The organism is Streptomyces sp. NPDC041968, assembly GCF_055589025.1.
Map to the genome: position 1 here is coordinate 1 of NZ_JBVJCB010000020.1, position 25,629 is coordinate 25,629.

The following is a 25,629-nucleotide window of genomic DNA, read 5'->3' on the forward strand; positions in this document are numbered from 1 at the left end:
CCCGCGGAGCGGGTACCACATCGCTGCGCGATGTGCAAGCGAACACCCGCGCTGCGCGCGGGTGTTGCGCTCCCGCTCCGCGGGAGCGCTGGCGGGACGCTGCGCGTCCCGCTCACCAAGCCCGCTTCGCGGGCTTGGTGCCGCTCCGTCCGCTGCGCTCCCGGAGCTGCGGGGATTCGCCCCGCTGACCCTGGGCTTCGTTTCGCTCCGCCCTGGGTCGGCGGGTCCGCTGCGCTCCCCCGCCTCAAGGGCCCTTCCGGCTGCGCCTCCAGGACCCAGGGGCCCGCTAGCGCGGGCCTGGCTGGCTACGAGGAGCGGGTGTCGCTCATTCGTGTCGGGTTCTAGTGTAGTGGCTGCCTCAGATAGATGCAGCATGTACCTTTGGCAGAAATCTGGGACACCCGCCAGTCACTCGGGAATCTCCCAAGTTCCGAGAGGATGGCCAGATGACCGGTCACCACGAATCTACCGGACCAGATCCCACGCTGAGCAGCGATTCGATGCGCCGGGTGACGCAGTATCAGACGGCGGGTGTGAACGACCGGTTGAGACTGTTCGCGCTCCTGGAGCTCCAGGCGTGCCCGCGAGCGAGGCGGACGACCTGGTGGCCGGGGCGCAGTGCGAGGTGGTGGAGCTGGACGGCATGGCGCCGGCTTCTCGGGGTGTGCTGTGTTCGCGGACGGCTGGGACGAAGGCGTGATGGCGGTGAGCGAGGCCCTGGGGGGCATCGCGGGCCGGGACTGGCCACGGCGCGGCGCCGGTCGGGCGGGGTGGCTGAGCTGGCCGTACATTTCGCGGACGTGAGGCAGCGTGAACGGGCGGACATGGTGCGGCTGGAGGGGTTCGTCCGGGAGACGGTGAACAGCGACGAGGACTGCGACCAACCGCCCTTCAAGGACGGAAAGCCCGGCTGGCACAGGGCGGGTGCGTCGATCTGGAACGGATCGGGTGCCGCCTGCATTCCGCACGCGGCCATCGAAGGACCACAGAAATAGGAATCAGGGAGGGCTTAGAAATGATTTTGATTCCGCTCAAGGAACACCAAGTCGACCAGAAATTGTGCTTTCGTAACTGGGTCGGATTTCCTGCAAGATCCTTTGTGCCTCCGGAGGGGGCACGTGCCATGGGGGTGTCCGCGACCGGGTCCGGTAAGACGATCACCACCGCTGCGTGCGCTCTGGAGTACTTCCCGGACGGCCGGATCCTCGTCATGGTGCCCACCCTGGACCTGATCGTGCAGAGTGCCCAGTCCTGGCGGCGGGTCGGGCACCGGGCGCCGATGGTCGCGGTCTGCTCGGTGGACAAGGACGAGGTCCTGGAGCAGCTCGGAGTGCGCACCACCACCAACCCGATCCAGCTCGCCCTGTGGGCGGGGTCCGGGCCGGTGGTCGTGTTCGCCACGTACGCCTCCCTCGTGGACCGCGAGGACCCCGCCGACGTCACTGGTCGCCGGACTGTCCCTGGGCCGTTGGAATCGGCTCTGGCGGGCGGAGAGCGGCTGTACGGGCAGCGGATGGCTCCGTTTGACCTGGCCATTCTGGACGAGGGGCACATGACCGCCGGGGACATGGGGCGGCCGTGGGCGGCGATCCACGACAACACCCGGATCCCTGTCGACTTCCGGCTCTACCTGACCGCCACCCCGCGCATCCTCGCCGCGCCCCGGCCGCAGCGCGGGCGGGACGGGCAGGAGCGGGTGATCGCTTCGATGGAGGACGACTCCAGTACCTATGGCACCCGGATTTTCGATCTTGGGCTGGCGGAGGCGGTGGAACGCTCGATCCTCGCCGGTTTCGAGATCGACGTGCTGGAAATCCGCGACCCGGACCCGATCCTGGGACTGTCGGAGAACGCGCTGCGCGGTCGGCGCATGGCCCTGCTCCAGGCCGCACTGCTGGAGCACGCGGCGCAGCGGAATCTGCACACCACCATGGTGTTCCACCAGCGGGTCGAAGAAGCCGCAGCGTTCGCCGAGCAGATGCCGGCGACGGCCGCCGAGCTGTATACCGCTGAGGCCTCCGCGGCGGCGCTGGCCGAGGCGGATGAGCTGCCCGCGTCGTCGATCGACGCCGAGCTGTACGAGCTGGAAGAGGGCCGTCACGTGCCCCCGGACCGGGTATGGGCGGACTGGCTGTGCGGGGACCACCCCATCGCCCACCGGCGGGAGGTCATCCAGCGGTTCGCCAACGGCATCGACGCCCAGAACCGGCGGGTGCACCGGGCGTTCCTGTCCTCCGTACGCGCCCTCGGGGTCGGGGTCGACATCACCGGACTGCGCGGGGTCGAGGCCGTGTGCATCGTCGGCTCCCGCAGCTCCCAGGTGGACGTCGTTCAGAACATCGGACGTGCCCTGCGCCCCAACCCGGACGGCACGACCAAGACTGCGCGGATCATCATCCCCGTCTTCCTCCAGCCCGGGGAGGACCCGAAGGACATGGTCGCCTCCGCCAGCTACCAGCCCCTGGTCGACATCCTCCAAGCCCTGCGCTCACACTCGGAGCGCATGGTCGACCAGCTCGCCTCCCGCGCGCTGACCCGCGGTACCGAACGCCGGCGCATCCACGTCCGGTCTGCCTCCGCGGCCGGCCCGGAAAACGGGGACCTGTCCGAGGAGGCCAGCGAGGAGCAGCAGGAGGTCGACCGGGTCACCTCGGTCGTGGTCAACTTCGCTGCTGCCCCCCGCGACGCCGCCGACATCGCCGCCCTGACCCGCTACCGCGTCATCCGGCCCCAGTCCCTGGTCTGGCTCCAGGGCTACCAGGCCCTGGTCCGGTGGCGCACCGAGAACGGCATCCCCGGCCTGCACGCCGTCCCCTATGACGTCGAGACCGAGGTCGGCGTCACGAAGGACTTTCCCCTGGGCCGGTGGGTGCACCAGCAGCGCAAGGCGCTGCGCGGCGGCGAACTCGACCCCCACCGCAAAGAGCTCCTCGACGAAGCCGGGATGGTCTGGGAACCAGGCGACGAAGCATGGGAGAACAAACTCGCCGCACTCCGCTCCTACCACCGTGCGCACGGGCACCTCGCACCCCGGCAAGACGCGCTGTGGGGCGAGGGCGAGGCGATGGTGCCCATCGGACAGCACCTGGCCAACCTCCGTCGCAAAGACGGCCTCGGCAAGGACCCGGAACGGGCGACACAGCGCGCGCAGCAGCTGGCGGAGATCGACCCGGACTGGAACTGCCCCTGGCCCCTCGACTGGCAACGCCACTACAAGGTGCTCGCCGACCTCGCCGCCGACGAGGCCAGCGGAGTACTGCCCCACATCCAACCCGGGGTGCTGTTCGAGGACGATGACATCGGACGATGGCTGGAGCGCCAGAAGAACCCGGGCACCTGGAAACAGCTCTCCGAGGAGCAGCAGCAGCGGCTGTTGAAGCTGGGTTTACAGCCCGACCAGGCCCCGGTCCCCGCCCCGACGGCAAGCCACACGGCGAAGGGGCCGAGCAAGGCGCAGCAAGCCTTTCAACGCGGCCTCGCAGCCCTAACCCAGTGGGTCGAGCGGGAAGGCAATCGGCCGGTCCCACGCGGCGCGGTCGTCGAGATCGAGGTCGACGGCCAGGACGAGCCGGTGCCGGTGAAGCTCGGCGTGTGGGTCTCGAACACCAGGTCGAGGCGGGACAAGCTCACTCAGGAGCAACTCGTTGCCCTACGGGAGCTCGGTATCGCTTGGGCATGACTCTGGCACCGACCCATCGGTGCGCTAACCAGACAGCGCCGAGCCCGCAGTCCCCCAAGGGAACGCCTGCCGGGACTGCGGGTTGCAGATTCGACTGGTGTCTCAGCTGCTGCCGCCACTCTGATCAATTTCTGTGTCCGGGGCCTCTTGCCCGGCGGTCGCTTCTGGGACGAGGCGATCGGTGTCCGACAGTTTTAGCGCGCGGTGAACTCCCGAGATGGGCGGGGACCGTTGTCCGCCACGATGATCTGCAGGTCATCGATATGCTGGAGGGAAGCGCCGAGCAGGGTGGTGTACATCTTGCGTAGCCGCTCGAGATCGATGCCTTCGTGGCCGACGTTGTTGCTGAGGCCGTCGATGATCAGGATGTTCGGGAGCGGAATGCTGTTGTCACGCAGGGCAACAAGTTGGTGTGCGAGGACGTGCGCCACGTTGACGAGGACTTCCACTCCCTGAGAGCCGAGGTCTGAGAAGGACCGGCCGTCGACGATGGGCAGGTACGTCTTGCGACTGATGTACGTGCCTGCCGGTTCTTCGAATCGTGGGGTGTCGAAGGCGCGGAGGATCGCCTCGAAGGCTTCGTCGAGTTTCCGCAGTCGTTCTTGGACGGCAGGGTTGCTGTGCCTGGAAGCGTCGATGCTCGCGTTGAGAGATTCTTGTTCCTGCTCAAGCTCGGCGATGCGGCGTGCCTGCTTCTGGGAAGGCTCGTACAACGACAGGGCTTGTTCCAGGCTGATCAAGCGTTCTTCAAGCCGGGCTTGTTCGGCGGCGGTGGCGCGGATGCGGTCGGTCTGATCGCTGACGAAGGCTGACGTGGCTCGGTCTAGCTGTGCTCCGAGGTCGTTGCGGAGACGGGCGTGGCCTGCGCGTGCGGCCTGGAGTTCTTCGATTCTTTTCGTGCTGCGTTCGATGAGTTGCTTGGTTTCCGAAACCTGCTCGATCACCCGGTCCTGCTCACTGGCGAGGGATGACGGTGCCGCGGTCTGCGGAGGGGTCTGCAGGCACAGTCGGCAGGTGTGGTCGTCACCGCGCTCTGGGATGCCGGACCCGCAACGGGGACAGGTGTGGAACTCGAAGTCGTTGAGAAGCCGTTCCGCGACGAGTGCGCGGGTGAGGCGACGGCTTTGGGCGATGAGCTGGTCGTGTAGCTCGCGCAGGTTGGCTACCGCCGCAGATTCCGCGGCGGTAGCCATGTCGATGCGCGCGAGTTCGCTTTCAGCATCAGCAATCCGAGAGCGCAGGGTCACCGTGGAAGGGTCGGTGAGCTCACTCGTTAGTTGCTGATCCGCTGTGCGTGCCGCCCGAAGCTTGGTCTCAGTGGCTGTGCGCTGCACCTCCAGCTGGGCTTGTGAGCCGAAGGCTGTCTCAGCCAAGAGTCGTTCCAGGGTGACGGAGTCCACAGTGAGGGCCTTGAGCTCCGTGGACACTTCGCGAAGTCCGGTGGATTCAGGGTCATGGATGCCGTACAGAATCTCGAAGACGTAGCGGCGTTTGATGTTCTTCGCGTGGTTGTCAGCGGTGCCGAAGACAGAAGCGTCGATCTCCTTCTGTCTCAGGACGCAGTACATGAGGTAGTCGCTTGCCGTCACGGGGACAAGCGGGCTCGTTTGGTCGGTTGGAGCTCGCGGCACCTTGATGCGAGGCAGGCCGAGGCGGTCGAGGAGCCAGTCGCGGAAGGTGTGGTCGTAGCCGGCCTGGAGTTCGCTGGCCGGCAACCGCCAGGCTTCCTCTTGGCCTCCGATCTCGGCGATATCGACCTTGGCGTTCGTCGTGGTGACAAGGGGGCGGACGATGCGGAAGCGGCGGTCGCCGATGAGTACGGTGCCGGCCATGGTGCGCCCTCGGAGCTCGGGGACGACGCTTACATCGGCGCCGAGCAAGGCCCGAAGGCAGCTGATCGTCGCCGTCTTACCGCCGCTCATGGCGCCAGTAATGGCGTTCATCCCACGCTCGAACCGGATGCGGCGGCTGGTTCCGACCAGGTGCAGTTCTTCGATCCGGATTCTCACAGCTGTGTCCCCCAGTCCGCCTCGACGATGTCGGGGAACGCTCGATAGATCATGTCTTCGAGAGTGGTGCCGGTGAGGTTGAAGTGCCGGCGCAGGAGCCGGGCCCGATCGCGTACGGGGCGCCAGCTTTCGGATTCGGCAAGGGCCTGCGCGACCCTTCTTCCGGCTGGCGTGGTGCGGTAGGTCGCAACCGCGTTCTCGTGCTTGGGCTCGATGAGGCCCTTGCCTGTCAGAGCACCAAGGAGGGCGTAGTAGGCGGGGTCCCAGGGGCCATAGCGATAGCGGATCATGCTCTGCTCGATGGCTCCTGTCAGCCACGGATCGTCGCCTGGGTCGGCGTCGGGTCGGCGCTCAGCCATCAGATGGTTGAAGTGCTCGGGGTAGCGCAGGAGAAAGTCAAGTTTGGCGAGCTTCATCCTGCCTTCGATGCCTTTGGATGCTGCTGTCTCGGAGAAGGCGTCGATGAGGATAAGGAGCCTGGCTTGGGCGTCGGCGGAAGGAGGGAGTCCGTCTGGATACTCCGGGGGCGCGGTGGGGGGGCGGGGCGATATCAGGCAGGAGACTCATGGCCAGTCCCCCAGTCGAAACGGCATTCGTCGGAGATGGCGCACGCCCGGCCCATGAGCAGCACGCTGTCCCCGGCATAGAGGGGCCAGCGGTCGTGGGCAGCGGCGCTGGTTTCGAGAGTGGTCTGGAGGCCGTCGAAGATGGCGTTCGCTGGGCGAGGATCTGCCGCGTGCCTGCGGATGGTACGGCGCGCGACCAGCAGCAGCCGCTCGTCCAGGCCGCGACCGGGCACTACTACACCAGCCGGTTCACCGCCGGCGACATGGACTTCACCCTGCTCAACCGATCCACCGACTACGGCACCTCGCCGAGGCTCAGACCGCCGACCCGGCACACACCAGCAACTGAAGAACAGCAAGGAGCGGGCCCACTGATCTCCTGGGGCCCCTGGCATGCCCGTCCCGGGGCAGCCTTCGGAGTCCGTGGGAAGTCGCCTCAGCGGGCTACGTGGCAGTGGGGGCGGGATCGATGAACGAGATCGGCTTGCCGGTTGCGTGAGCGTAGTCGATTTCCCTGCTCGTGGACTCGCCGATGTACCCGCCAGGGTTGACGACCAGAACCCGGTCTGCCAGGTCGATCTTGCGCAGGTGGAGGGCGTCCAGCGCCTTCTTCTGCTCGTCGGTGATCACCTCGTCGGCTTCGCCTGGCGCGAGGACGATGACCCCGGCGAGGGTCAGATCACGATTCACCGCACGCATCTCGTCCACGAACCGGGTAGAGCCGCAGATGCAGACGATTTCGGGTCGGTCGGACACGGCTCAGCCCTTCGCTCGAACGGGACACCGCCGGCCGTTCATCCGTCGGCTCGTTCCTTCTCGATCGCATTCATTCTGCGGGCCTTGTCGATCTGCGCGCGGATCATCGTGTCGAACAGAGCTCCCGGATCGCCGTCGGGTCCGGCGTTCGCAGCCAGCAGCGAGGCGACTTGGCTGGCGAGGACAGTGACCACGTCGGCCGTCCCCACCGGGCCGCGGACCTCGATTTCTACAGGCCCGTCGGGGCGGCGTACGCGCCCACTCTTGCGGCCCCCCATTCGCCGGCAGCCCATGTCGGTACCACTTCTCGTGACGTAGGCAGCAAAGATGCTCGCCCAACGTTCAAATCGAACTCAGGCGGGCACTTTGGGCTGCTACTTCTTTTCTCTCTTGTAACTCCAGTAGGTCAGGAGGATGGCAGCCACCAGAACGAAACCTCCTAGGGCCCACGTAGCTACTGGATTGTCGAATCCGATTCCGGACGTCGCAGTGTTCATTTTCCTCCTAGAGCCATGAGCCAGTGATTCCGACGCCTCCCAGGTAACCGCCAGCCGCGTAGCCGACGTCAACCGCCTTGGCGGCCTTCCCTGCCGCTCCCGCCAGCTTCATGGCGGATCCGACACCACCAGTGGCGGCACTGAAGATGCCAACCACAGCCGTCTCATTGGCGGAATTCCCAGAAGCGATGGAACCTGCCACGGTCAAGCCCACGGATGCGACCGTGGCACCTATCGCTACCGGCGCTGAAAGGAGGCATGTTCGACACCTACGCCAGCAGCTTCGATGCGGTCTGGGAGACCGCGACGCCGGTAAGCGAAGGGTGATCATGGCACGGACCGAGTACTACGACGACCCGATTGCACCTGAGCCGAACAGTTTGGTGGTCGCCGCGTCCGCCGTGGTTACCGACGACGAAGGGCGTGTGCTCCTTCAGCGCCGACGGGATAACGATCTTTGGGCGCTCCCTGGTGGCGGCATGGAGATGACCGATTCACTCCCAGGAACCGCCGTCCGCGAGGTCAAGGAGGAAACGGGCCTGGACGTAGAGATCACCGGACTCGTGGGCACGTACACCGACCCTCGTCATGTCATCGCTTACTCGGACGGTGAGGTGCGCAGACAGTTCAATGTCTGCTTCACCGCCCGTGTGGTCGGGGGCCTGCTCGCAATCTCGGACGAGTCCACGGAACTGCGGTTCGTACGGTCGGATGAGATCGGTCAACTGCCGATGCACCACACGCAGCGGTTGCGGATCCGTCATTTCCTGGAACACCGTGAGCGGCCTTACCTCGGCTGACCTCGTCGGCGGCGTAGCTTTGGTGCTCGTCACTGCCACCTCTACTTGCTATCCCCTCGACGTCGCGCGGCCTTTCACGTCAGCCTGACGGCATGGCCCCTGTGGCGCGAGTCAGTCGTCCAGCAGAAATGTCACGTCCTGCCACCGGTGACCTCACAGCCATGCCATCGAGCGCAAGTACAGAGAAACAGTTCAAAGGGTCGATGTCATCAACCTGACACTGTCTCAGTAATGACACGACTGCGCTGGCATCGCAACGGCACGCTTGGTGGTCGCAGTCGTCCAGACCGCGCAGGCGAGAGACATGGTGGCGGGTGATGGCCTCGTCCGCGGTGTGGCAGAAGCGCGCGACGGTGCGCAGGGCGCGTTGGGAGATCTCACGGTCGCCGATGCGGACGGCTCTGGTCAGGCCGAGGGCTTGTCCAGTCTGCCAGTGCGCCCCTTGGTCACCCGCGCTTCCGGTCGCCGCACACCGCCCGGTCCAGCAGGCGGACCGCGGCCTCCGCCTGCTCGAGGAAGCGCTTCTCGTCACCGAAGCGCGTGGTGAAGACAGCGGCTGCGGCCGACACCCGGCCGCCGGGCGTGACGGCGGTCTCGGAGGCGGTGCCGAAGGACGTGCCGCCGTGGTACCAGATCCCGCGCCCGCAGCCCTCGGCCGGGCGCCAGGCGAGGCCGAGCCCGTAGCGGGTCCTGCCGTCGGTGGCATAGCCGGGCGCCGGGACGGTGGTGCGCATCTGCTCCAGCTGCTCCGGCGGCAGCAGCCGGCCGCCCATCAGGGCGCGCAGGAAGGTGTTCATGTCGCGGGTGGTGCTGATGATGCCGCCGTCCGCGCCGCCGCCCACGGCCAGCGTGGTGTCGGTGAGGTCGTCCCGGCCGGGGAACTGCGTGTACCCGGCGGCCGTCGGCATCGGCACGTACGGCGAGGTGTCCGGTATCAGCGTGCGGCGCAGCCTCAGCGGCTCGATGATCCGGTCGTGCACCTCCTGCGCCCAGGGGTTGCCCGTGGCCTTCTCGATGACCATCCCGAGCAGCACGTAGTTGGTGTTGGAGTACGCCCACTGTGTCTCGGCGCCCGGATCGTCCGCGTCCGGCAGCCAGCCGGGGGCGCGCTCCATCGCCACGGCGACCTGCTCCTGGGGGGTCTGCGAGCGGAACCGTTGTGCGTGGAAGCGCTCGGGCGTCAGCTCCGCCGGATCCTCGAAGGCGATGTCCGTGTAATTGGCCAGGCCGCTGGTGTGCTGAAGCAGGTTGCGCAGGGTGATGCGGCTGCCGTCGTTGCCGTTGCCGGCGACCACCCCGGGCAGCCACTGCTCGACGGTGTCGTCCAGGCTCAGCGTGCCCTCACCGACGAGCTGGAGCGCGGCCACGGCCGTGAAGGTCTTGGTGTCGCTGCCGATGCGGTAGTAGGCGTCGAAGGGCACCCGGCCCCCGTCCTTCAGGCTCGCGGTGCCGGACCGGGCCTGCGTCTCGCGCCCGGCCGCGTCCCGGGCGAGCACCGTCAGCCCGGTGGCTCCCGTGTCCCGTACCGTGTCCGCGTCCCGCTGCAGCCGCAACCGCGCGTCCCGGCCGCCGGAGCCCATGGCCTCGGCCGTGGTGCCCGGCCCGAGAAGCGATGCGGTCCCGATTGCGGCGACCCCGGCCACGGCCAGCCCCGCACGCCACCGTCCGGACCGGCCCCACCGCGCACTCTTCGTGGTCTCCATGCCCGGAACGCTACGGAGGGCCGGCGCCGCGGACCATCCAGCTGGCTGCCCGGACGGGGGTGGTGCTGGCCCCCTACCACCCGACGGCCACCGCCCTCCTTGCCGCACCCCCTGCTGATTGGGCCGGTGAGAAGCGGTTCTGGCCCGACTTTTCGTGGCGAGATGACAGTGGGTGTTGTCAGCCGTATGGGATTGGGTGCGCGGGAAGTTCTGCAGCCATCACCTTCGGGGGATCGATCGTCCTCGCAGTACCCTCCCTGACCAGCGCCCTGGCGGAGACGCTTGTGGACCTCGCCTGGTTCGTCGGGAGTGCAGATGATGGCGTCTTCCGTCGGCTCCGAGGTTGCCGCGGCCGCCGACCCGCTGGGCGTCTTGACAGCCGTCGCAGTGCATCAGCTCGCGGACCGCGTCCTCGAACCGGGAGTGGTGCAGTGCGTGCAGTTGGGCAGGGTGTAGCGCAGGCCCTGGGCCCGTGCCGCTTCCCACTGGGCCTGCTGCCGGCGGTGGCAGAGCCCGCCGGCGCGTGCACGGCCAGGACCATGACCAGGACGGCGCGGGAGCAACAACTCTGCAATTCGCTCTCTGACTTCCCCCGCAGCTGTGCTCTGCCGGCGCCTGCTCCCCCTGATGCGCCGCCTCGTACGGCACCGAAGCGCGGAGGCCCCAGCCGACGCGCGACAGGACCAAGACCGGCCTCGATCCCCCGGGCGACCAGTGCACCTGAGGCGGATCAATTGCGCCAGCCCTTGCTGGAGATCGATCTCTTCGCCGCCTTGGGGTGGAGGCGTCGAGCAGCGTTTTCCCTCGCCGGATGGACGGCGCGTGGGGCGCGAGGCGGGCCGCACGGGCCCGATGCGGCCGGCCACGCCCGGGCCTGCCCGGGCCGCGTCCGGCTGCGGCTGTCCGCGCGTGACAGGGCCTCGCACGCACCTGGCTTCCGTCCGGGGAGCGGGGCAGCGGCAGGCTGGGTACCTGCCGGAGGTCTGCCGCTTTCCGCGTCCAACCCGTGCTCCCTCAGCGCGCGCACATGGGCGTGCAGGGCGCGGGGCGCTCGTCCAGGTCGCCGCGGCGGAGCACGGCGCCCGGGTTCACGTGCCGCCGGCCGGCGCTTCTTCCTCGGCCACGATCGAGCCCCGTTCCTTCAGATGGCGATCGACTGCTGGAGCCACCGGCTGACACGGTACGGCAGCCACCACGCGTACGGGCCGACGTCCAGGACGAGGTGCTCGGAGCGGAAGTCGGCCAGGGCGGCCTGGTCGACGGTGTCGGCGAGGGCGCCGTAGTCCAGCAGGCGGACCGCGGTGTCGTACTCGGGTTCGTCGGCGGTGAAGCGGCGCAGCTCTCCCCAGCGGCGGTCGCGGATCTGCAGGAAGCCGGGGCCTTGGCGCCACAGGCACTTGCACAGGTAGTGACCGCGCCGCCATGAGCGCAGCGACTCCCCGGCGTCGGCGGGGCCGTGCAGCGCGGCGGGCGGCTGGAGATGGCTGAGCCGTCGCCAGGTCTCCCCCTCCCCCGAGTCGAGGCGCAGTTCCCACTCGACCATGACCGCCCGCGCGGTCAGGTCCCGGACCAGGGAGAGCCCGTACACGGCGGCTGCCGAGTCCGCGCCGGTGGAGAGGTCGACAGGGGCGGGCAGCCGCACACGGCGCGCGCCCAGCTCCCACAGGCGTGCGGCCTGGCCGCGCGCCGGGCCGGGCAGGGGCACCTCGCCCAGGAACATGCCGGGCAGCTCGCACGCGGCGGGGTCGTAGTCGCGCCAGGCGAGAACCGTCGGCGCGGTGAGGGTGGCGGTCATCGTGCTCCTTCGAAGCGGGGCGGGAGGGGTCAGGCCGGCTCGGGGACGGCGGCACCGTCGGGGGCGTCCTCGGTGTGGATGTGCCGCATGAAGTCCAGGCGCAGCAGGTCCTCGTTGACGGCGGCCGGGGCGATGTGGACGTACTGTCCCGCGTCGGCGAAGACGATGCCGAGGGCGAGCCAGGTGTCGAGGAGCCGCCGGACCCCGTCCTCGTCGCGGGCCGCCCCGGGGACGCGTGCCGCGGCCTTGCGGGTGAGGGCCTGCACGCTGTGCGGTTGGTCGAGGAGGCGGAAGAGGGCGAGTTCGAAGGGGTCGGTCAGCTCCTTCACCCGCCAGTCGAAGGCGCGGCGACGGCTGACCAGGACGATGCGGTCGCCGTGGTCGTCGTGGGTGAGCCGGGCGTCGGTGTGGTGCTTCTTCCAGTCGGCGAGGGCGTTGTTGAGGGCGCTGACGGTGGGTTCGCCGATGCCGCGGGCGGGCGCCTCGAAGACGTACGCCATGCCGTACAGCTCTTCCTCGGGCAGGTCGTAGGTGAAGCGGTAGTGCGCTTCGGGGCGCAGACCGGTGAAGCCCAGTTCGGGGCGTTCGAAGTAGGGGCTGAAACGCTCGATGGCGATGCGCGCGGACAGGTCGACCGGTGGGTCCAGGTGTTCCAGGGCCGGTATCTGGGCGATGACCGGGTCGTAGTCCTCGGCGCTCTCGCCGGGAAATCCGTGCAGGTAGTTCCAGGCGACGGAGAGTCCGGTCTCGGCGCCGTCACGCAGCATCCGCACGTTCTGGCAGCCGCTCACACCCTTGTCCATCAGGTCCAGCACGCGGCTGTTGAGGCTCTCGATGCCGGGTTGTACGTAGATGAGTCCGGCGTCGGCGAGGGTGCGCAGCTGGCTGCGCCTCATGTTGGCCTTGATCTCGATGTGCAGGCGCAGGTCGTAGCCGCTCTCGATGATGCGGGGCAGCACGGTGGTGAGGTAGCGCATGTCGAGGATGTTGTCGACGACATACATGTCGAGGACCCGGTGGCGACGGGCCAGCTCCATGATCTCCTCGTAGAAGGTGTCGGGGCTCTTGGAGCGGAACTCCATGAAGGAGCCGTTGAGCCCGCAGAAGGTGCAGTGGTGTTTCTCGCCCCACCAGCAGCCCCGCGCCCCCTCGACGACGAGTTTCGGCTCGACCCAGTTGCGGGCGACGGACGCGGCGAGCCGTTCGAAGTAGCCGCTGTAGTCGGGCGGCAGGATCGCGGCGGGCGGCAGCGGGCGGGTGGCCATCGGGTTGGCGACACTCGCGCCGTCCGCGTCGCGGTGGCACAGGCCGGGAATGGAGTCGAGCGGGCCGTCCTCCGCGAGCGCGCCGAGGAGTTCAGGGAAGGCGGCCTCGCCCTCGCCGCGTACGACGTGGTCGACGAAGGGGAAGTTGCGGTGCACGGTGGCGCCCTGTTCGCCGTCGCAGTTGGCGCCGCCCATGACCGTCACGATGTGCGGGGCGAGCTGCTTGACGCGGCGGGCGGCGGCGAGCGCGGCGGTGTTCTGCTGGAACGTGGAGGTGAACCCGACGACATCCGGCTCGCTCGCCACGATCTGACGGGCGATCGTCTCGACGAACTCCGGTGCGATGCGGTGCAGTTCGCGGGTCATCTTCATCCGCGCGGACTTGAGCTTGCCGCTCATCGTCGCCACGAACTCGTCCTCGCGCCAGGCCGGGTCGTCGTACAGGGCGGAGGAGAAGACCCAGTCGCCGCAGCCCATGAAGTAGGAGGAGAGGGCGTAGTACTCGTAGTCGTCGCCGGTGAACTCGGTGCGCTCGGTGATCCAGTCGGTGAACATGAGGTTGGCGTGCAGCACTTCGGCACTGGCACCGGGCACGTGCTCGTCCACACTCCGTTTGAGGATGCCGAGGGCGAGGGAGGGCAGGTCGATGGGCGACCAGGGCATGTTGACCAGCAGTACGCGCATGGGCGCTTCTCTCCTGACGTGGTGCGGGTGCGGGGGGCGGGCGACGGTGCGGGCCGGTCGGCCCCGGGGCGCCCCGGGGCCGGCCGGTGAGGATCAGTCCTCGACGGTGTCGTCGCCGTCCTCTGCGTTGCGGAACGGGACGGTGACCGTGATGCCGACGCTCGGCTTGCGGTTCGTCTCGTCCTCGGCCAGCGGGTCGTTGTGGATGACGTCCTTCTGCATGGGTTTCTCCTTCTCTCTAGTGTTCGACTGTGTGGTGCGCTGACCCCTCTCCGGCCGGAGCGGGGCGTCTGGGGGGTGGGGTGGTGCGGGCGGTGCGGGCGGTGCGCCGGAGCGTGCGGTCGAGGAAGCGCACCGCGCGGCGCAGGACGGTCACGTGGTCGCCGCCGTCGTAGCCGTCGTGCCCGGACTCGAGCCACAGGGACTCGTGCAGGGCACCGGCCGTGTCGAGGGCCGCGAGGTAGGAACGGATCTGTGCGGGCGGGCACTTGGTGTCGTGTGTGGCGGCGACGACCAGGAGCGGATCGCTGACGCGGGCGGCGTAGCGGATCGGCGAGCTGTGCGCGTACGCGTTTGGCACCTGTGCGGGTGTGCCGCCGAACAGCCGCTCGTCCAGCGCGCGGAGGGCGGGTGTGGCGGCGGCGTGTGCGGCGGCGTAGTCGGCCACGGGTTTGACGGCGACGCCCGCCTGCCAGAGCCCGGGGCGGGTGCCGAGGGCGAGCAGGACGAGGTAACCGCCCCAGGAGGTGCCCCAGAGTCCGGTGGCGTCCGGCCGGATGTGCCCGCGCGCCACGAGGTCGGCGCGGACGGCGGCGAGGTCGGTGACCTGGGTGTGGCCGACGCCGTCGCGGAAGGCGCGCTGCCAGCCCGGTCCGTATCCGGTGGAGCCGCGGTAGTTGACGCGGGCCACGGCGAACCCGGAGGCCACCAGGGAGTGCACGGTGCCGTCGTAGGCGTCGCGGTCGTGGTCGGCGGGGCCGCCGTGGACGAGGAACACGGCGGGGTGCGGCCCGGGGGTGGACTCGGGAAGGCTGAGCAGCGTGTGTACCGGGCCGTCCGGTCCCGGTGTGTGTATGTCGCGCAGGGTGCCGGGCACGCGGCCGTCGACGGTGCCGAGCGGGGGCAGCGGTGTCCCGGCCGTGGACCTCATGCGGGGCGGGTGGGTGCTGTCCGTCCAGAGGGTGTGCAGGTCGCCGCCGGGGCGCGGGGCCGCGTCCAGGAGGGTGCCGGGCGGAGTCGGTACGGGGCCCAGGGTGCGGCGGGCGAGGTCGGCGCGGCGGAGCAGGGAGCGGCCGTGCCGGTCCTGCCGGATCAGCACGGCGCCGCCGTCCGGGTACCAGCGGGCGGTGAACTGGGTGTCCAGGGCGCACCAGTCGTGGGTAACGGTGCCGGTCGCGGCGGTCCAGGTGGCGAGGGTGTAGCGGTCCCCGCGCTCGCGGACGAGCAGCAGGGTGGGGTGGTCGTCGGGCGCGGGGCCGAAGCCGAGGGCCCACAGTCTGCCGTGCGGGCCGTCACCGGGGAGGGCCGCGACCTCGGTGCCGTCGGGGGTGAGGAGGGTGACGGCGCGGGGCGCGTCGGCGGTGCGGGTGAGGGCGAGGAGGTCGCCGTGGGGGGCGAGTCCGGCGAGCGCGGCGGGGCCGTTCACACGTGTGACCTCGCGTCCGGGGCCGCCGCGTGTCCCGAGCCTGACGGTGGTGTGGTCGCCCAGTCCGATGCCGAGGGCGACGGTGGCGTCGGCGGTGACGGCGAGGCCGCGGGCGGTGCCGTCGGGGACGCCGGTCAGACCGGGCCGGCCGGGGCCGCCGGTGAACGGGCCGTCGAACGGCTGGAATTGCCAGTGGCCGATGCCCCGCGCGTCCTCGGCGAACCACCACACGTATGCGTCGGCGTCGATCGCGCCGTGCAGGGTGCCGCCGGGGCGGTCGGTGACGCGGCGGGCGCGGCGGGCGGCGGCGTCCCAGGTGAAGACCTCGCAGCGGCCCTCCGCGTCGGCGGTGAAGACCATGCGGTGCGGATCGGTGGCGCACACCCCGGGCAGCGCGGCGCGGTACACCTGGAAGCGGCTCATGCGGCGGCCTCCGCGAGGGCGGCGCGCCGGGTGGTGTGCGCGGCGAGCAGGACGAGGAGGGCGGCGCACCCCAGCGCGGGCGCCGCGGAGTTCAGCTGGCCGGCGAAGAGACCGGCCAGGACCGGGGCGAGGGCGGCGGTGGCGCCGGAGGCGGTGGCGATGACGGCGCCGACGCGGGCCTGCAGTTCGGGCTCGGTCGTCAGCAGGGCACGGGCCTGGAGGACGACGGCGGGCAACGGCACGAGGAGGCCGATCGCGCCGAGCAGCACGCCGTACGCCCAGGGCCCGTCGGCGAGGGCGAGGGCGGCGGTGAGCGGGGCGAGGAGCCAGGTGACCGTGGTGAGGATGCGGGCGGCGCCGAGGCGGGCGGCGGCCTTGGGCGCGGCGAGGGACCCGGCCAGACCCGCGGCGCCGGTGACGGCGAGGACGAGGCCGAGCGGGAGCGCACCACTGCCGGAACGGTCCAGCACGAAGACCGCGGAGTAGTAGAGCATCGCGGCCACCCCGTTGACCAGCGCGATCCACGTCAGCAAGAGGCGCAGCAACGGCCGTCGTCGCACCAGGTACAGCCCGGCGGCGGCCGCACGCCACAGCCCCTCGCCCGAAGGAGCCGCCGCGGCCTTCAGATCCGTACGCATGGCCCGTACGCAGCCGGCGACGACGGCGTAGGAGAGGGCGTCGGCCGCGAACGGCAGGGCGCGAAAGAGCTGGTAAGCGGCTCCGCCGAGGGCCGGGCCGAGGATGAGTGCGCCCTGGTCGGCGGCGGCGAGCCGGGCCACGGCGCGCGGCTGGTCGTCGGGCGGGCAGACCAGGGCGACCGTGCCGCGTGACGCGGCGTCGTGACAGGCGGTGGCGAACCGTTCGACGAGGACGGCGGCCACGAGGTGCGGAAGCGTCAGGTGTCCGGTGAGCAGGGTCACGGCGACGGAGCCCATGGCCAGCGCGGCGACGACGGCGGACCAGAACATGATCGTCTTGCGCGCGCCGCGGTCGGCGGGGACGGCCGCGAGCGGCCCGAGCAGCAGGCCCGCGGCCAGCGAGAGCCCGGCGACGAGCCCCGCGGTCCGCGGTGAGTGCCCGAGGCCGAGGAGCAGCAGGGGAAGGACGGCGCCGGATGCCTGGGTGCCCAGTGCGTCAACGGCGTTGGCCCACCAGAACAGGCGGAAGTCCCGGGCGGACTGGTCGCGCCCGGGACGGGAAGTGCCGCGGCGGCCCCGGAGCAACCGGGGCCGGGGTAATCCATCGCGGGGGTCCGCCGCTCCCGCCTGCGTGAACGACTCCACGATCTCCCCCAGCTCGATGAAGCAGTCGTGCAGGTTGTGTAGAAAGCGAAACGAGCGGGATCGTAGCCAGCGCCTCGAACGCGCTACAAGGTCGCGAATCGGTTGGCTGGAAAGCGCGAGGGGGCGCGGAGGGGGTGGGGATCCCGGGTCAGCAGCAAAGGGAGGGGTGTGTTCCGGTGCTGTCCGCGAGGAGGGTGAGGTGTGAGAGACGCGTGTGACGTGTGAGGCGTGTCGTTGGCATGCTCCTGGTCAAGCGCCGAGCCTGCCGAAGCGGTCCGGGAGGACGTCGGACGGGGCCGGGGCCGGACCGGTGCCGGTGCTTTCCCGGCCGAGGATGGCCAGTTCTTGCCGCCGGTGTTGCAGAAGTGAAGTGCTTCTTCGACCTGGACGTGAGGGGCCGTTGCCGGACGTGCGTGTCCCAAATGCCTCGGAGGACTGGCAGGCGGTCCTCGATTCTGTCGTGGACAAGGGTTGGAAGTGCCGGTACTCCGAGGGGGAAGCAGTGCTTCCGGTGCCCCGGGCCGAGGTTGCGCTGTCCCGTGCGGCGGATGACGGGTGCCCGGAGCTGCGGGTCTGGCCGGCTGCCGATGTGTTGGCGATCTTCCGTTTCCGTGCCGGCGATGAAGTCGACTTTGACGTTGACCTGCGGGAGTTGCAGGGCCAGGAGTGACTTGATGTGTTCTGCGGCTTACTTCGAGAGATCGGGCGGCAGCTGGGCAAGCCGGTGCTGATGGACCCGGAAGGCGACTCCGGCCATCCGGTGTTCGTTTTCGATGTGGAGGCCGATCGAGTCGTTCTCTTCGCAGACCCGCAGGTCAGGTGATGTCGTCCGAACCTGGAGCACGCGGGCGTAGGCTCTCAGGGATGCGGATAGGCGAGTTGTCCAAGCGCACGGGCGTGAGTCCGCGCTCACTGCGGTACTACGAAGAGCAGGGCCTGCTGACCAGCTCACGCTCCGGCGCGGGGCAGCGTCACTATTCCGATGCTGCGGTCCAGCGCGTGTCACTCATTCGACAGCTGTTCGACGCGGGTCTGTCCAGCAGTGTGATCGCGACTGTGCTGCCGTGTGTGGACGTCCCGGGTGACCTGGGCGTCGCCGAGGAGACGTTCACGGCGATGATGCGCGAGCGCGACCGGATCGACGCCGACATCGCGCACCTGATCGAGACCCGGGAGGCACTCGACGTGCTGATCAGGGGCAACCGCCGACACCGGGCGGAGCTGTCCACGGCCCCGGAACCGGTGGCGCGGTCGTCCTGATGCTGTGATCTGCATCTCAGCCGGTTGCCCCTCACATCGATGTCAGAGGTGAGGATGGCGACAGCGCCCGGAATCACCGGGTCGGTCGTACGAGAGGCGGCGGAAGATGGGGCAGGCATGGGGTTTTGGCAGGTATGGCGGGCCCGAGGTGCAGGAGTTCTTCGATCGTCCCGATCCTGTCCCCGGTCGCGGCGAGGTGCTGGTCCGGGTCGACGTCGCCGGCGTGAATCCCCTCGACCACCTTCTGCGCTCCGGTCTGGTCGACGGGCTGGACGGCGGGCGTCCGTTTCCTCGCGTGCTGGGCATGGAGGCAGCCGGAACCGTTCTCGCCCGGGGCGAGGACGTCAACGGGCTCGAGGTGGGTGACGCGGTCTTCGGCTTCGCGCTCACCGGTGGCGGCACCTACGCCGAGACGACGGTGCTGTCCGCGCCGAACACCGCGCGCATCCCGGAGGGTCTGTCCGCGACCGTGGCGGCAACGCTGCCAGTAGCCGGGACGACCGCGGTGGACGTGCTCGACCAGCTCAGCCTCCCGGCCGGTGCCACGGTCCTGGTCAACGGAGTCGGGGGCGGGGTCGGCCTCGCCGTCGCCCGGCTGGCCATCGGCCGCGAGCTGCGCGTGATCGGCACCGGGAGTACCGCCAAACGCGAGCACGCCGAGGCCATCGGGGTGCGGTTCATCGACTACACCGCCGAGGACGTCGCCGCCGCGGCACGCGAGCTGGTTCCGGACGGCTTCGACGGGATCGTCGACCTGGCCGGCGGCACCTCGCTGCGGACGGTCGCGCCGCTGGCCCGGGATGCCCGCAACGTCATCGCTGTGGGTGACATGTCCGTGCCCGATCTCGGTGGACGTTTCGTCGAGCGTCGCGTCGACCGCGAGAACCTGGAGCGGTCGGCCCGGCTGGCCCTCGACGGACTCCTCGCACCCGTGATCACCGCCGTCCATCCGCTCTCCGACGCCCCGGCCGCCCTCGCCACCGTCGAGAACGGTCACGCCTCGGGCAAGGTTGTCATCAAGGTGGCATGAGAAGTGCCGGCCGTCCGGCGCTGTCGGCCGTCCACTGCGGGCTGACGAGAACCCGTGGGTCAGCGCATCATCGACTGAGCACTTTCACCTGTACGGGGCTGAGGCACGTTCAGGCGTACGCCGACAGGTGACTGCGGCCGTCGGCTGCGGCTCGTAGAGGGTTCCGTCGCGGAACGTCGCGAACAGGACGTCGGCCCGCCGTCTGGCGAAGCGGAGCAGGGCCTGGGTGTGGTGCTTGCTCTGCGCAAGGAAGCTCGTTTGAGCTGCTTGTTTTCCCGCCGGGAGGGCTGTTCGCCGCGGGGCGATGAGCCGAGCCCCGGGTCGCCGGGGCGAGACCCGCGTAGGCGGAGGAGTTCCTCGATCCCCCCGGCCAGCAGCTTGCGCTGGTCAAGGACGGCAGTCAGCGAGGCGGTCAGGCCCGGGACGATCAACGCGGCCGCCTCGGCCCCCGGGGCCGTCACGGTCTGCTCGTCCAGAGCATCGAATATGTCCTCGACCAGACGCTCGGCCATCCGCGACGCCTTCGACCACAGCAGCGTGACCAGCCGCCGACGGCCGGCCTTACGGATCTGGGCCGGTGACCCGAACCGTTCCAGCAGTGTGACGACGGCCGGGTGCTGCAACCGCGGAGCACCCGTTCCAGCGACGGATGGATCTGGATGAGCAGTCCGTGCAGCCGATTCGCGACCCGAGTGGCCTCGCCGGCCAGGTCGGCGTCGAACCCGACGATCATCCCAGCCCGGCGATCGTCTCGTCCTCGCCGTCGATCGCCCGCAACATGTGCGGCATCGCGCGGGCGCCTCGCCCCTCACCAGAGTCTCCGGCAAGAAGTCGAGCATCACCCGCCAATGGGTCAAGAACAACCGGCTCAACGCCGCCGGATACCTCTGGGCCCTCGCCTCCATCACCGCCTCCCCCGGCGCCAAGGCGCACTGCCGGCGCCGCCGCGACGACCACGGAGACTGCACGCGGCCGCCCAACGCAACCTCTTCAACCGCATGCTCGGCCAGCTCTACTACTGCCTCCAGCACCACGAACTGTCCGAAGAACAAACCGCGTTCCCCACCGAACTCGCCGTCGCCGCTTGACGCGTTGAGCTCCTGAAGGGTCAACGGCGCAGCCAAGGCCGCAGCGGAGACCGGAGTCCTCGCGGTGCACCCGAAGGCCGCAATCGTGCGCACCTCGCTGATCAACATAGAGACACCCCTCGCTTGTTGCGCCCCATCGGATCGTGATCACGCGTCAACGCCTTGAGCGGTTAGAGTCCGGACACGACACGATGAAGGGGAGATCCGTGGCCAAGATCAACGTCAGTCTCGATGCCGAGCTGGTGGTGGAAGTGATGGTTCTTGCTGGCGTCGGATCGCCCCAGGACGCCGTCGAGCTGGTCGTCCGCGACTACATCGCCCGTGGTCATCGCACGGAGGCACGCACGGAGCGCAAGGATCAGAACCTGCGCGAGGTAGAGGTCAAACCGCAGGAACCACAGGGTTGATCATTCGCTGCGTCCGGCGGCTAAGAGGTCCTCACGAAGGCGCTGGACGTGGCGATGGGTGATGAGGCAGGTGGCGAGGCCGAGGAAGGCTTCCGCGGTCGGCCAGCAACGCGTCGGGGCGCCGGCGGGGTCTGCCGACCTGGCCTGCGACGGCGGGGATCTTGCCGAGCAGTGGCTCGAGTTGGGTGACGCCGCCCGCGGTTGCCGCCGGTCAGCGACACTGCGAGCGGGATGCCCTGGCCGTCGACGATGAGGTGGTGTCACCGCCGACCCGGCGGCCGGGCCGGCGACGGCAGTGTCGTGCCGGTGCCTCAGGGGGCGCTTTACGGGCGCTGCCCCAGGTGCGGGGGCCGCGGTCACCATGCTGCCCCGCCCGGACAGGGAGTCCCGTCGGGCGCGCCCTGCAGTGCTCGTGGCGGCCGCGCGGGGGTGACGTGCGGGACCGGGTGCTGCTGCCCTGAGGGTGCCGTGCGAGCGGTCGCGTGACAGGGCCCCGGTGCCGCGATCGCCCGGCCCAGGGCGTAGCCGCCCTCGATGCCGGTGTCTTCATTTCCCTGGTTGCCGACAGTCGTGTACATGGGCGGCGTCGCCGGTCAGCAGCAGACGGCCGGTGCGGTTGCGGTCGGCGCCCCGGTGAGGCACCCGGAACCGTGACGACCTGCCAGGCCGGTGAAGAACGCACCACCCGCCCCGGCGCGCCCCGACGGGCGACCCGACGGCTGCCGGGCCCGGTCACCAGCTGACCCCGGCCGCCACCGGCAGATGGTCGCTGCCCGTAGCCGGCAGCACCCACGAGCTGTCCGGTGTGACGCCCTTGACCAGGATCTGGTCGATCCGCGCCACCGGGAACGTCGCCGGATAGCTGAAGCCGAAGCCGTCCCCGGCGGTCTCCTGCGCCGACGTCATCTGTGAGGTGAGGGGGTCGAACGCGCGGTCGTCCAACGTGCCGTTCAGGTCGCCGAGGAGCACCACCCGGTCGTTCTTGTCGGCGGCGATCGCCTTGGCGAGCGCCGGTACGCCCCGATCCCGGCTCTCCGTCCAGAAGCCCTGCCGTGGCATCACGCGTACGGATCCCAGGTGCGCGACGTACACCGCGAGCGGCCCCCGGTCCGTGGCCACCGTGGCGCGCAGCGCCCGCGCGTCGGCCTTCTTCACGGCGAGCGGCTTGGCGGCGCCGAGCGGTCCGGCGTCCTGCGCGATGTCGATCATCCGCATGTCCGACAGGGGCAGTTTGCTCCACAGTCCGACCGTGCCCATCACCGTGTGGTGCGGGTACGCCTGCGCCAGCCCCTTCTCGTACGCCGGCTTTGCCTGCGCGGTGATCTCCTCGAGGGCCAGCACGTCGGCCTTGGAGCCCACCAGGTCGCGGGCGGTGGCGGCCGGGTCGGGATTGCCGGCGCCCACGTTGTGGGTGGCCACGGTGAGGTCGGCGGCGCCCGCGCGGGACTTGTCGGTGAGCATGCCGCCGAACATGCTCAGCCACACGACCACCGGCAGCAGCAGCGCCACCACCGCGGTGATGGAGCGCCGCCACAGCGCGCCCGCCAGCAGCACCGGGACGAACACGCCGAACCACGGCAGGAACGACTCGATCAGGCTGCCGGGATTGCCGGACCCGTTCGGGATCTGCGCGTGGCACAGCATGAGCAGTCCGAGCAGCAGCGCCAGCGCCGCGAGGATCCGGCCGCGCCTCCACGGCCCTGGCCGTGAACCGATGCGGATCAGCCGCCGCAGGCGCGTGTCCCGCCGGCCGTCCGCATCGTCGGTCGCCGGGCCGGGTGCCACGTCGGTCACTGTGTCGGTCACTTGTTCATCCTCGGGTCCTGGGCGGGGGCGGCGTACATGGCCGGGCAGCCGTGGTCGATCGCGTCCGGGCGCAGTTCGTTGTGCCAGGGTTCACTGCGGTAGATCGGGCACAGCCCGTAGGCGGCGCCGTGCCGCGGCAGCCACGCCGCGGCGTCGGAGTGTCCGATGCCGACCGCGTCGCCCGACACATGGGCGGACGTCTTGGCGGTGGCCACCCATCGAGCGGCCTGCTCCTCAGAGCCGTGCTTCGCCACGGCCTCGCGAAGAAGCTGATTCTGGTGGGCCAGGGAACGCCGGCCGCTGTTGACGTAGGCGGTGATGTTCTCGCGCGCCGCGTCTTTCGCCGCCGGCCGCAGGGTCTTGCGCGGATCCGGGTCGAGCTCGGCCACCGCCGGAACATCGTCATCGAGAACCGTCACACCCTCGGGTACGACCCCGTCCGCCGCGCCCAGCCGCCCGTGGTGCTCACGGTGCGGGGAAACCGAATGCGACGGCGAGAGCGCTGCCGAGGGCGACGACGGGTTCGGTGGTGGTGAAGAAGAAGGGGCGGACGACGCCGAGGGCGAAGGCGTCAGCAATTGACAGACGAGGACTGCGGTGATCGCCGCAGTGGTGACTATCGGGCCGACGACACGGAGCCGGTGTTTCCGGCGGAGCCCTGTCGAGACGGATGGTGCGGTGCGCGTCATGCCGCCAGTCAAGGGAGCACGGTGTTGCCGGGGCGTATCCGGTTTTCGATACGCTGACGATATGTACCGGCTCGTAGCATTGGCGGCATGCGTGTGTTGATCGTCGAGGACGAGCCCTACATGGCGGAAGCCATCCGCGACGGCCTGCGCCTGGAAGCGATCGCGGCCGACATCGCGGGGGACGGCGACACCGCTCTGGAGCTGCTGGACCTCAACACGTACGACATCGCCGTTCTGGACCGCGACATCCCCGGCCCGTCCGGTGACGAGATCGCGGAGCGCATCGTCGCCTCCGGCAGCGGCATGCCGATCCTCATGCTCACCGCCGCCGACCGGCTCGACGACAAGGCCACCGGGTTCGCGCTCGGCGCCGACGACTACCTCACCAAGCCCTTCGAGCTGCATGAGCTCGCCCTCCGGCTCAGAGCGCTCGACCGGCGGCGCGCCCACCACCGGCCGCCCGTGCACGAGCTCGCCGGTCTGCGCCTTGACCCGTTCCGCAGGGAGGTCTACCGCGACGGCCGCTATGTCGCACTGACCAGGAAGCAGTTCGCCGTCCTCGAAGTCCTCGTCGCGGCCGAAGGCGGTGTCGTCAGCGCCGAAGCGCTTCTGGAGCGGGCCTGGGACGAGAACGCCGACCCGTTCACCAACGCCGTGCGCATCACCGTCTCCGCCCTGCGCAAGCGGCTCGGCGAACCCTGGATCATCGCCACCGTGCCGGGCGTCGGCTACCGCATCGACGTGTCGCCCAGTGGCAGCGGCACCGGTGAACGCGGCGAGACCGGTGGCAACGGTGGGTAGGCCCCCCGGGCTGAGCGTCCGCCTCAAACTCACCTTGAGCTACGCCGGGTTCCTCATGCTGGCCGGTGCCATGCTGCTCGCCGCCATCGGGTTCTTCCTCCTGCGCAACGGGTGGCTGCGGACCAACGAACAGGGGCGGTGGCGAGCCACACCGGGCACCTACTTCGTGCAGGGCTTCGCGCCCATGGCCGCCGGGGTCATGGTGTTCCTGCTGCTCTTCGGCCTCCTCGGCGGATGGCTCCTCGCCGGCCGTATGCTCGCCCCCCTGGACCACATCGCGCAGGCCACCCGCAGGGCCGCCGCCGGAGCGCTCTCCCACCGCATCCGGCTGCCGGGCCGCCAGGACGAGTTCCGCGAACTCGCCGACGCCTTCGACACGATGCTCGACCAGGTCGAAGCACACGTCGGGGAACAGCGGAGATTCGCGGCCAACGCCTCGCACGAACTGCGTACCCCGCTCGCGATCTCGAAGACCCTGCTCGATGTCGCCCGCAACGATCCGCACCACGACAGGGCGGAGCTCCTCGACCGCCTCACCGCCGTCAACACCCGGGCGATCGGTCTGACCGAGGCCCTGCTCCTGCTCAGCCGCGCCGAACAGCGGTCCTTCACCCCGGAACCCGTCGACCTGTCCCTCATAGCTGAGGAAGCCGCCGAAACCCTGCTGCCGCTCGCGGAGAAGCACGGCGTCACCCTGGATACCGGCGGCGCCGTCGCACCCACGACGGGATCACCGGCGCTGCTGCTGCAGCTGACGACGAACCTCGTGCACAACGCGATCGTCCACAACCTCCCCGAGAAGGGCACCGTGCGGGTCACCACCGGCGTCCGCCCGCACACCGTGGCGCTCACGGTCGACAACAGCGGCGAGCAGGTCCCCGAGAACCTGCTCGCCACCCTCACCGAGCCCTTCCAGCGCGGCACCGAACGCGTGCACACCGACCACGCGGGAGTCGGCCTGGGCCTGGCCATCGTCAAGACCATCACCCAGGCACACGACGGCACGCTCACCCTCACCCCACGCCCCGGCGGAGGCCTGCGCGTCACCGTGGAACTGCCCGCGCGCAGCCCCGCACGCGACTGATGACCAGGTGATGACGCCGCCAACGCCGCCGTCAGCCAGATCCAGGTCGGTCATCGATCCTTCGTCGAAGGGAAGGTCCGGATGTCCGCGGCGGGCACCCGCAACCGCCTCCGGTGGCAGGCCGATGTGGCACGCGGCCGCCCCAAGGAAGGGAAGGTGTGCCGTCACGTGACCGGGTCCCCAGCCGAGGTCAGCGACCGGCCCGGCATCGAGGGCACGCGCTTGGCGTAAATCGACGACAGCGGTGTCGTAGGCCACGCGGGCGGTGTGCAGGGAGGCCGGTTCGGTCACAGCTGGGGCACGAGTGCCCCGCCTGCCCTGATCAGTTGTCCTTCGCCAAGCGTCGGCCACCGTTGCCG

The 25,629-nt window shown here is 69.8% G+C and carries 22 protein-coding genes and 5 pseudogenes; 11 read left to right on the forward strand and 16 right to left on the reverse strand.

Translation table 11 applies throughout. The features are described from left to right. The first annotated feature begins 577 nt into the window (after nt 1-577). The 3 genes from ACZ6EG_RS33280 to ACZ6EG_RS33290 all read left to right on the forward strand — a co-directional run bounded on the left by ACZ6EG_RS33280 (nt 578) and on the right by ACZ6EG_RS33290 (nt 3,679). Nucleotides 578-700 carry a hypothetical protein gene (locus tag ACZ6EG_RS33280; protein WP_262377497.1) on the forward strand — a complete coding sequence of 41 codons (123 nt, stop codon included), beginning with the start codon at nt 578-580 and terminating at the stop codon, nt 698-700. 100 nt (nt 701-800) lie between these two features. Next, complete coding sequence (locus ACZ6EG_RS33285; protein ID WP_469610250.1) at nt 801-995, forward strand: hypothetical protein; 195 nt, start codon at nt 801-803, stop codon at nt 993-995. Nucleotides 996-1,015: 20 nt separating this feature from the next. Then, the gene (locus ACZ6EG_RS33290; RefSeq protein ID WP_469610253.1) at nt 1,016-3,679 is read left to right on the forward strand and encodes a helicase associated domain-containing protein; all 2,664 of its coding nucleotides are present in this window, start codon (nt 1,016-1,018) and stop codon (nt 3,677-3,679) included. A gap of 194 nt (nt 3,680-3,873) precedes the next feature. Here ACZ6EG_RS33290 and ACZ6EG_RS33295 read toward each other — a convergent pair whose 3' ends face one another. The 4 genes from ACZ6EG_RS33295 to ACZ6EG_RS33310 all read right to left on the reverse strand — a co-directional run bounded on the left by ACZ6EG_RS33295 (nt 3,874) and on the right by ACZ6EG_RS33310 (nt 7,204). Then, nucleotides 3,874-5,688 carry a hypothetical protein gene (locus ACZ6EG_RS33295; RefSeq protein WP_469610256.1) on the reverse strand — a complete coding sequence of 605 codons (1,815 nt, stop codon included), beginning with the start codon at nt 5,686-5,688 and terminating at the stop codon, nt 3,874-3,876. Then, nucleotides 5,685-6,104 carry a hypothetical protein gene (locus ACZ6EG_RS33300; protein ID WP_469610259.1) on the reverse strand — a complete coding sequence of 140 codons (420 nt, stop codon included), beginning with the start codon at nt 6,102-6,104 and terminating at the stop codon, nt 5,685-5,687. Before ACZ6EG_RS33300 ends, ACZ6EG_RS33295 begins: the two co-directional genes overlap by 4 nt. 594 nt (nt 6,105-6,698) lie before the next feature. Continuing rightward, on the reverse strand, nt 6,699-7,010 hold the full coding sequence (locus tag ACZ6EG_RS33305) for a hypothetical protein (RefSeq protein WP_469610262.1): 312 nt from the start codon (nt 7,008-7,010) through the stop codon (nt 6,699-6,701). A gap of 38 nt (nt 7,011-7,048) precedes the next feature. Next, nucleotides 7,049-7,204 (reverse strand): hypothetical protein, encoded by a 156-nt coding sequence (locus ACZ6EG_RS33310; RefSeq protein WP_469610264.1) that lies wholly within the window; start codon nt 7,202-7,204, stop codon nt 7,049-7,051. A 632-nt stretch (nt 7,205-7,836) separates the two neighbouring features. On the opposite strand from ACZ6EG_RS33310, the gene ACZ6EG_RS33315 reads away from it, so the two are divergent. Beyond that, entirely contained in the window at nt 7,837-8,307 is a 471-nt protein-coding gene (locus ACZ6EG_RS33315) for an NUDIX domain-containing protein (RefSeq protein WP_469610268.1), read from the forward strand. Nucleotides 8,308-8,578: 271 nt separating this feature from the next. Here ACZ6EG_RS33315 and ACZ6EG_RS33320 read toward each other — a convergent pair. The 7 genes and pseudogenes from ACZ6EG_RS33320 to ACZ6EG_RS33350 all read right to left on the reverse strand — a co-directional run. Then, nucleotides 8,579-8,740 (reverse strand): annotated as a pseudogene (locus ACZ6EG_RS33320) (DNA helicase); the annotation flags it as partial. Nucleotides 8,741-8,753: 13 nt separating this feature from the next. Then, a complete protein-coding gene (locus tag ACZ6EG_RS33325) occupies nt 8,754-10,010 on the reverse strand; it encodes a serine hydrolase domain-containing protein (RefSeq protein ID WP_469610271.1) in 1,257 nt (418 codons plus the stop codon). Between the two features lie 1,141 nt (nt 10,011-11,151). Beyond that, nucleotides 11,152-11,805: a DUF5825 family protein gene (locus tag ACZ6EG_RS33330; protein WP_469610274.1), complete on the reverse strand. Its 654-nt coding sequence runs from the start codon at nt 11,803-11,805 to the stop codon at nt 11,152-11,154. Between the two features lie 29 nt (nt 11,806-11,834). After that, entirely contained in the window at nt 11,835-13,754 is a 1,920-nt protein-coding gene (locus ACZ6EG_RS33335) for a RiPP maturation radical SAM C-methyltransferase (RefSeq protein WP_469610277.1), read from the reverse strand. A 93-nt stretch (nt 13,755-13,847) separates the two neighbouring features. Beyond that, nucleotides 13,848-13,976, reverse strand: a complete 129-nt coding sequence (locus ACZ6EG_RS33340) for a hypothetical protein (protein WP_256359348.1) — start codon at nt 13,974-13,976, stop codon at nt 13,848-13,850. A 16-nt stretch (nt 13,977-13,992) separates the two neighbouring features. After that, complete coding sequence (locus ACZ6EG_RS33345; protein WP_469610280.1) at nt 13,993-15,822, reverse strand: alpha/beta hydrolase family protein; 1,830 nt, start codon at nt 15,820-15,822, stop codon at nt 13,993-13,995. Further along, the gene (locus ACZ6EG_RS33350) at nt 15,819-17,045 is read right to left on the reverse strand and encodes an MFS transporter (protein ID WP_469610283.1); all 1,227 of its coding nucleotides are present in this window, start codon (nt 17,043-17,045) and stop codon (nt 15,819-15,821) included. Before ACZ6EG_RS33350 ends, ACZ6EG_RS33345 begins: the two co-directional genes overlap by 4 nt. 425 nt (nt 17,046-17,470) lie before the next feature. On the opposite strand from ACZ6EG_RS33350, the pseudogene ACZ6EG_RS33355 reads away from it, so the two are divergent. From ACZ6EG_RS33355 to ACZ6EG_RS33365, 3 genes and pseudogenes are all read left to right on the forward strand, one after another. After that, nucleotides 17,471-17,928 (forward strand): annotated as a pseudogene (locus ACZ6EG_RS33355) (hypothetical protein). A 41-nt stretch (nt 17,929-17,969) separates the two neighbouring features. Continuing rightward, nucleotides 17,970-18,365: a MerR family transcriptional regulator gene (locus ACZ6EG_RS33360; RefSeq protein WP_391972023.1), complete on the forward strand. Its 396-nt coding sequence runs from the start codon at nt 17,970-17,972 to the stop codon at nt 18,363-18,365. A gap of 148 nt (nt 18,366-18,513) precedes the next feature. Continuing rightward, complete coding sequence (locus tag ACZ6EG_RS33365; RefSeq protein ID WP_469610286.1) at nt 18,514-19,395, forward strand: NADP-dependent oxidoreductase; 882 nt, start codon at nt 18,514-18,516, stop codon at nt 19,393-19,395. An 84-nt stretch (nt 19,396-19,479) separates the two neighbouring features. Here ACZ6EG_RS33365 and ACZ6EG_RS33370 read toward each other — a convergent pair. Further along, a pseudogene (locus ACZ6EG_RS33370) lies at nt 19,480-20,256 on the reverse strand (IS110 family transposase); the annotation flags it as partial. Between ACZ6EG_RS33370 and ACZ6EG_RS33375 the strand changes: the two are divergent. Beyond that, nucleotides 20,188-20,483: pseudogene (locus ACZ6EG_RS33375) on the forward strand (IS110 family transposase); the annotation flags it as partial. The pseudogenes ACZ6EG_RS33370 and ACZ6EG_RS33375 overlap by 69 nt on opposite strands. A 206-nt stretch (nt 20,484-20,689) precedes the next feature. After that, complete coding sequence (locus ACZ6EG_RS33380; protein ID WP_391972025.1) at nt 20,690-20,890, forward strand: type II toxin-antitoxin system VapB family antitoxin; 201 nt, start codon at nt 20,690-20,692, stop codon at nt 20,888-20,890. 91 nt (nt 20,891-20,981) lie between these two features. Here the strand turns inward: ACZ6EG_RS33380 and ACZ6EG_RS33385 are convergent. The 4 genes and pseudogenes from ACZ6EG_RS33385 to ACZ6EG_RS33400 form a co-directional block, all read right to left on the reverse strand. Next, nucleotides 20,982-21,150, reverse strand: a pseudogene (locus tag ACZ6EG_RS33385) (IS5/IS1182 family transposase); the annotation flags it as partial. 286 nt (nt 21,151-21,436) lie between these two features. After that, nucleotides 21,437-21,532: an FAD-dependent monooxygenase gene (locus ACZ6EG_RS33390; RefSeq protein WP_469610289.1), complete on the reverse strand. Its 96-nt coding sequence runs from the start codon at nt 21,530-21,532 to the stop codon at nt 21,437-21,439. A 90-nt stretch (nt 21,533-21,622) separates the two neighbouring features. Then, on the reverse strand, nt 21,623-22,615 hold the full coding sequence (locus ACZ6EG_RS33395; RefSeq protein WP_469610372.1) for an endonuclease/exonuclease/phosphatase family protein: 993 nt from the start codon (nt 22,613-22,615) through the stop codon (nt 21,623-21,625). Between the two features lie 77 nt (nt 22,616-22,692). After that, nucleotides 22,693-23,385: a D-alanyl-D-alanine carboxypeptidase family protein gene (locus ACZ6EG_RS33400; protein ID WP_469610292.1), complete on the reverse strand. Its 693-nt coding sequence runs from the start codon at nt 23,383-23,385 to the stop codon at nt 22,693-22,695. An 87-nt stretch (nt 23,386-23,472) separates the two neighbouring features. Here ACZ6EG_RS33400 and ACZ6EG_RS33405 point away from each other — a divergent pair, with 87 nt between their 5' ends. Beyond that, nucleotides 23,473-24,186, forward strand: a complete 714-nt coding sequence (locus tag ACZ6EG_RS33405; protein ID WP_391972027.1) for a response regulator transcription factor — start codon at nt 23,473-23,475, stop codon at nt 24,184-24,186. After that, nucleotides 24,179-25,270 (forward strand): sensor histidine kinase, encoded by a 1,092-nt coding sequence (locus ACZ6EG_RS33410; protein WP_469610295.1) that lies wholly within the window; start codon nt 24,179-24,181, stop codon nt 25,268-25,270. Before ACZ6EG_RS33405 ends, ACZ6EG_RS33410 begins: the two co-directional genes overlap by 8 nt. Nucleotides 25,271-25,629: the final 359 nt, after the last annotated feature.

Excerpts from the sequence above, each read along its gene's own strand:
- ACZ6EG_RS33290 (WP_469610253.1), top strand. The coding sequence starts at position 1,016 with ATGATTTTGATTCCGCTCAAGGAACACCAAGTCGACCAGAAATTGTGC.
- ACZ6EG_RS33300 (WP_469610259.1), bottom strand. The coding sequence starts at position 6,104 with ATGAAGCTCGCCAAACTTGACTTTCTCCTGCGCTACCCCGAGCACTTC.
- ACZ6EG_RS33315 (WP_469610268.1), top strand. The coding sequence starts at position 7,837 with ATGGCACGGACCGAGTACTACGACGACCCGATTGCACCTGAGCCGAAC.
- ACZ6EG_RS33325 (WP_469610271.1), bottom strand. The coding sequence starts at position 10,010 with ATGGAGACCACGAAGAGTGCGCGGTGGGGCCGGTCCGGACGGTGGCGT.
- ACZ6EG_RS33330 (WP_469610274.1), bottom strand. The coding sequence starts at position 11,805 with ATGACCGCCACCCTCACCGCGCCGACGGTTCTCGCCTGGCGCGACTAC.
- ACZ6EG_RS33335 (WP_469610277.1), bottom strand. The coding sequence starts at position 13,754 with ATGCGCGTACTGCTGGTCAACATGCCCTGGTCGCCCATCGACCTGCCC.
- ACZ6EG_RS33340 (WP_256359348.1), bottom strand. The coding sequence starts at position 13,976 with ATGCAGAAGGACGTCATCCACAACGACCCGCTGGCCGAGGACGAGACG.
- ACZ6EG_RS33345 (WP_469610280.1), bottom strand. The coding sequence starts at position 15,822 with ATGAGCCGCTTCCAGGTGTACCGCGCCGCGCTGCCCGGGGTGTGCGCC.
- ACZ6EG_RS33360 (WP_391972023.1), top strand. The coding sequence starts at position 17,970 with ATGCGGATAGGCGAGTTGTCCAAGCGCACGGGCGTGAGTCCGCGCTCA.
- ACZ6EG_RS33400 (WP_469610292.1), bottom strand. The coding sequence starts at position 23,385 with ATGACGCGCACCGCACCATCCGTCTCGACAGGGCTCCGCCGGAAACAC.
- ACZ6EG_RS33405 (WP_391972027.1), top strand. The coding sequence starts at position 23,473 with ATGCGTGTGTTGATCGTCGAGGACGAGCCCTACATGGCGGAAGCCATC.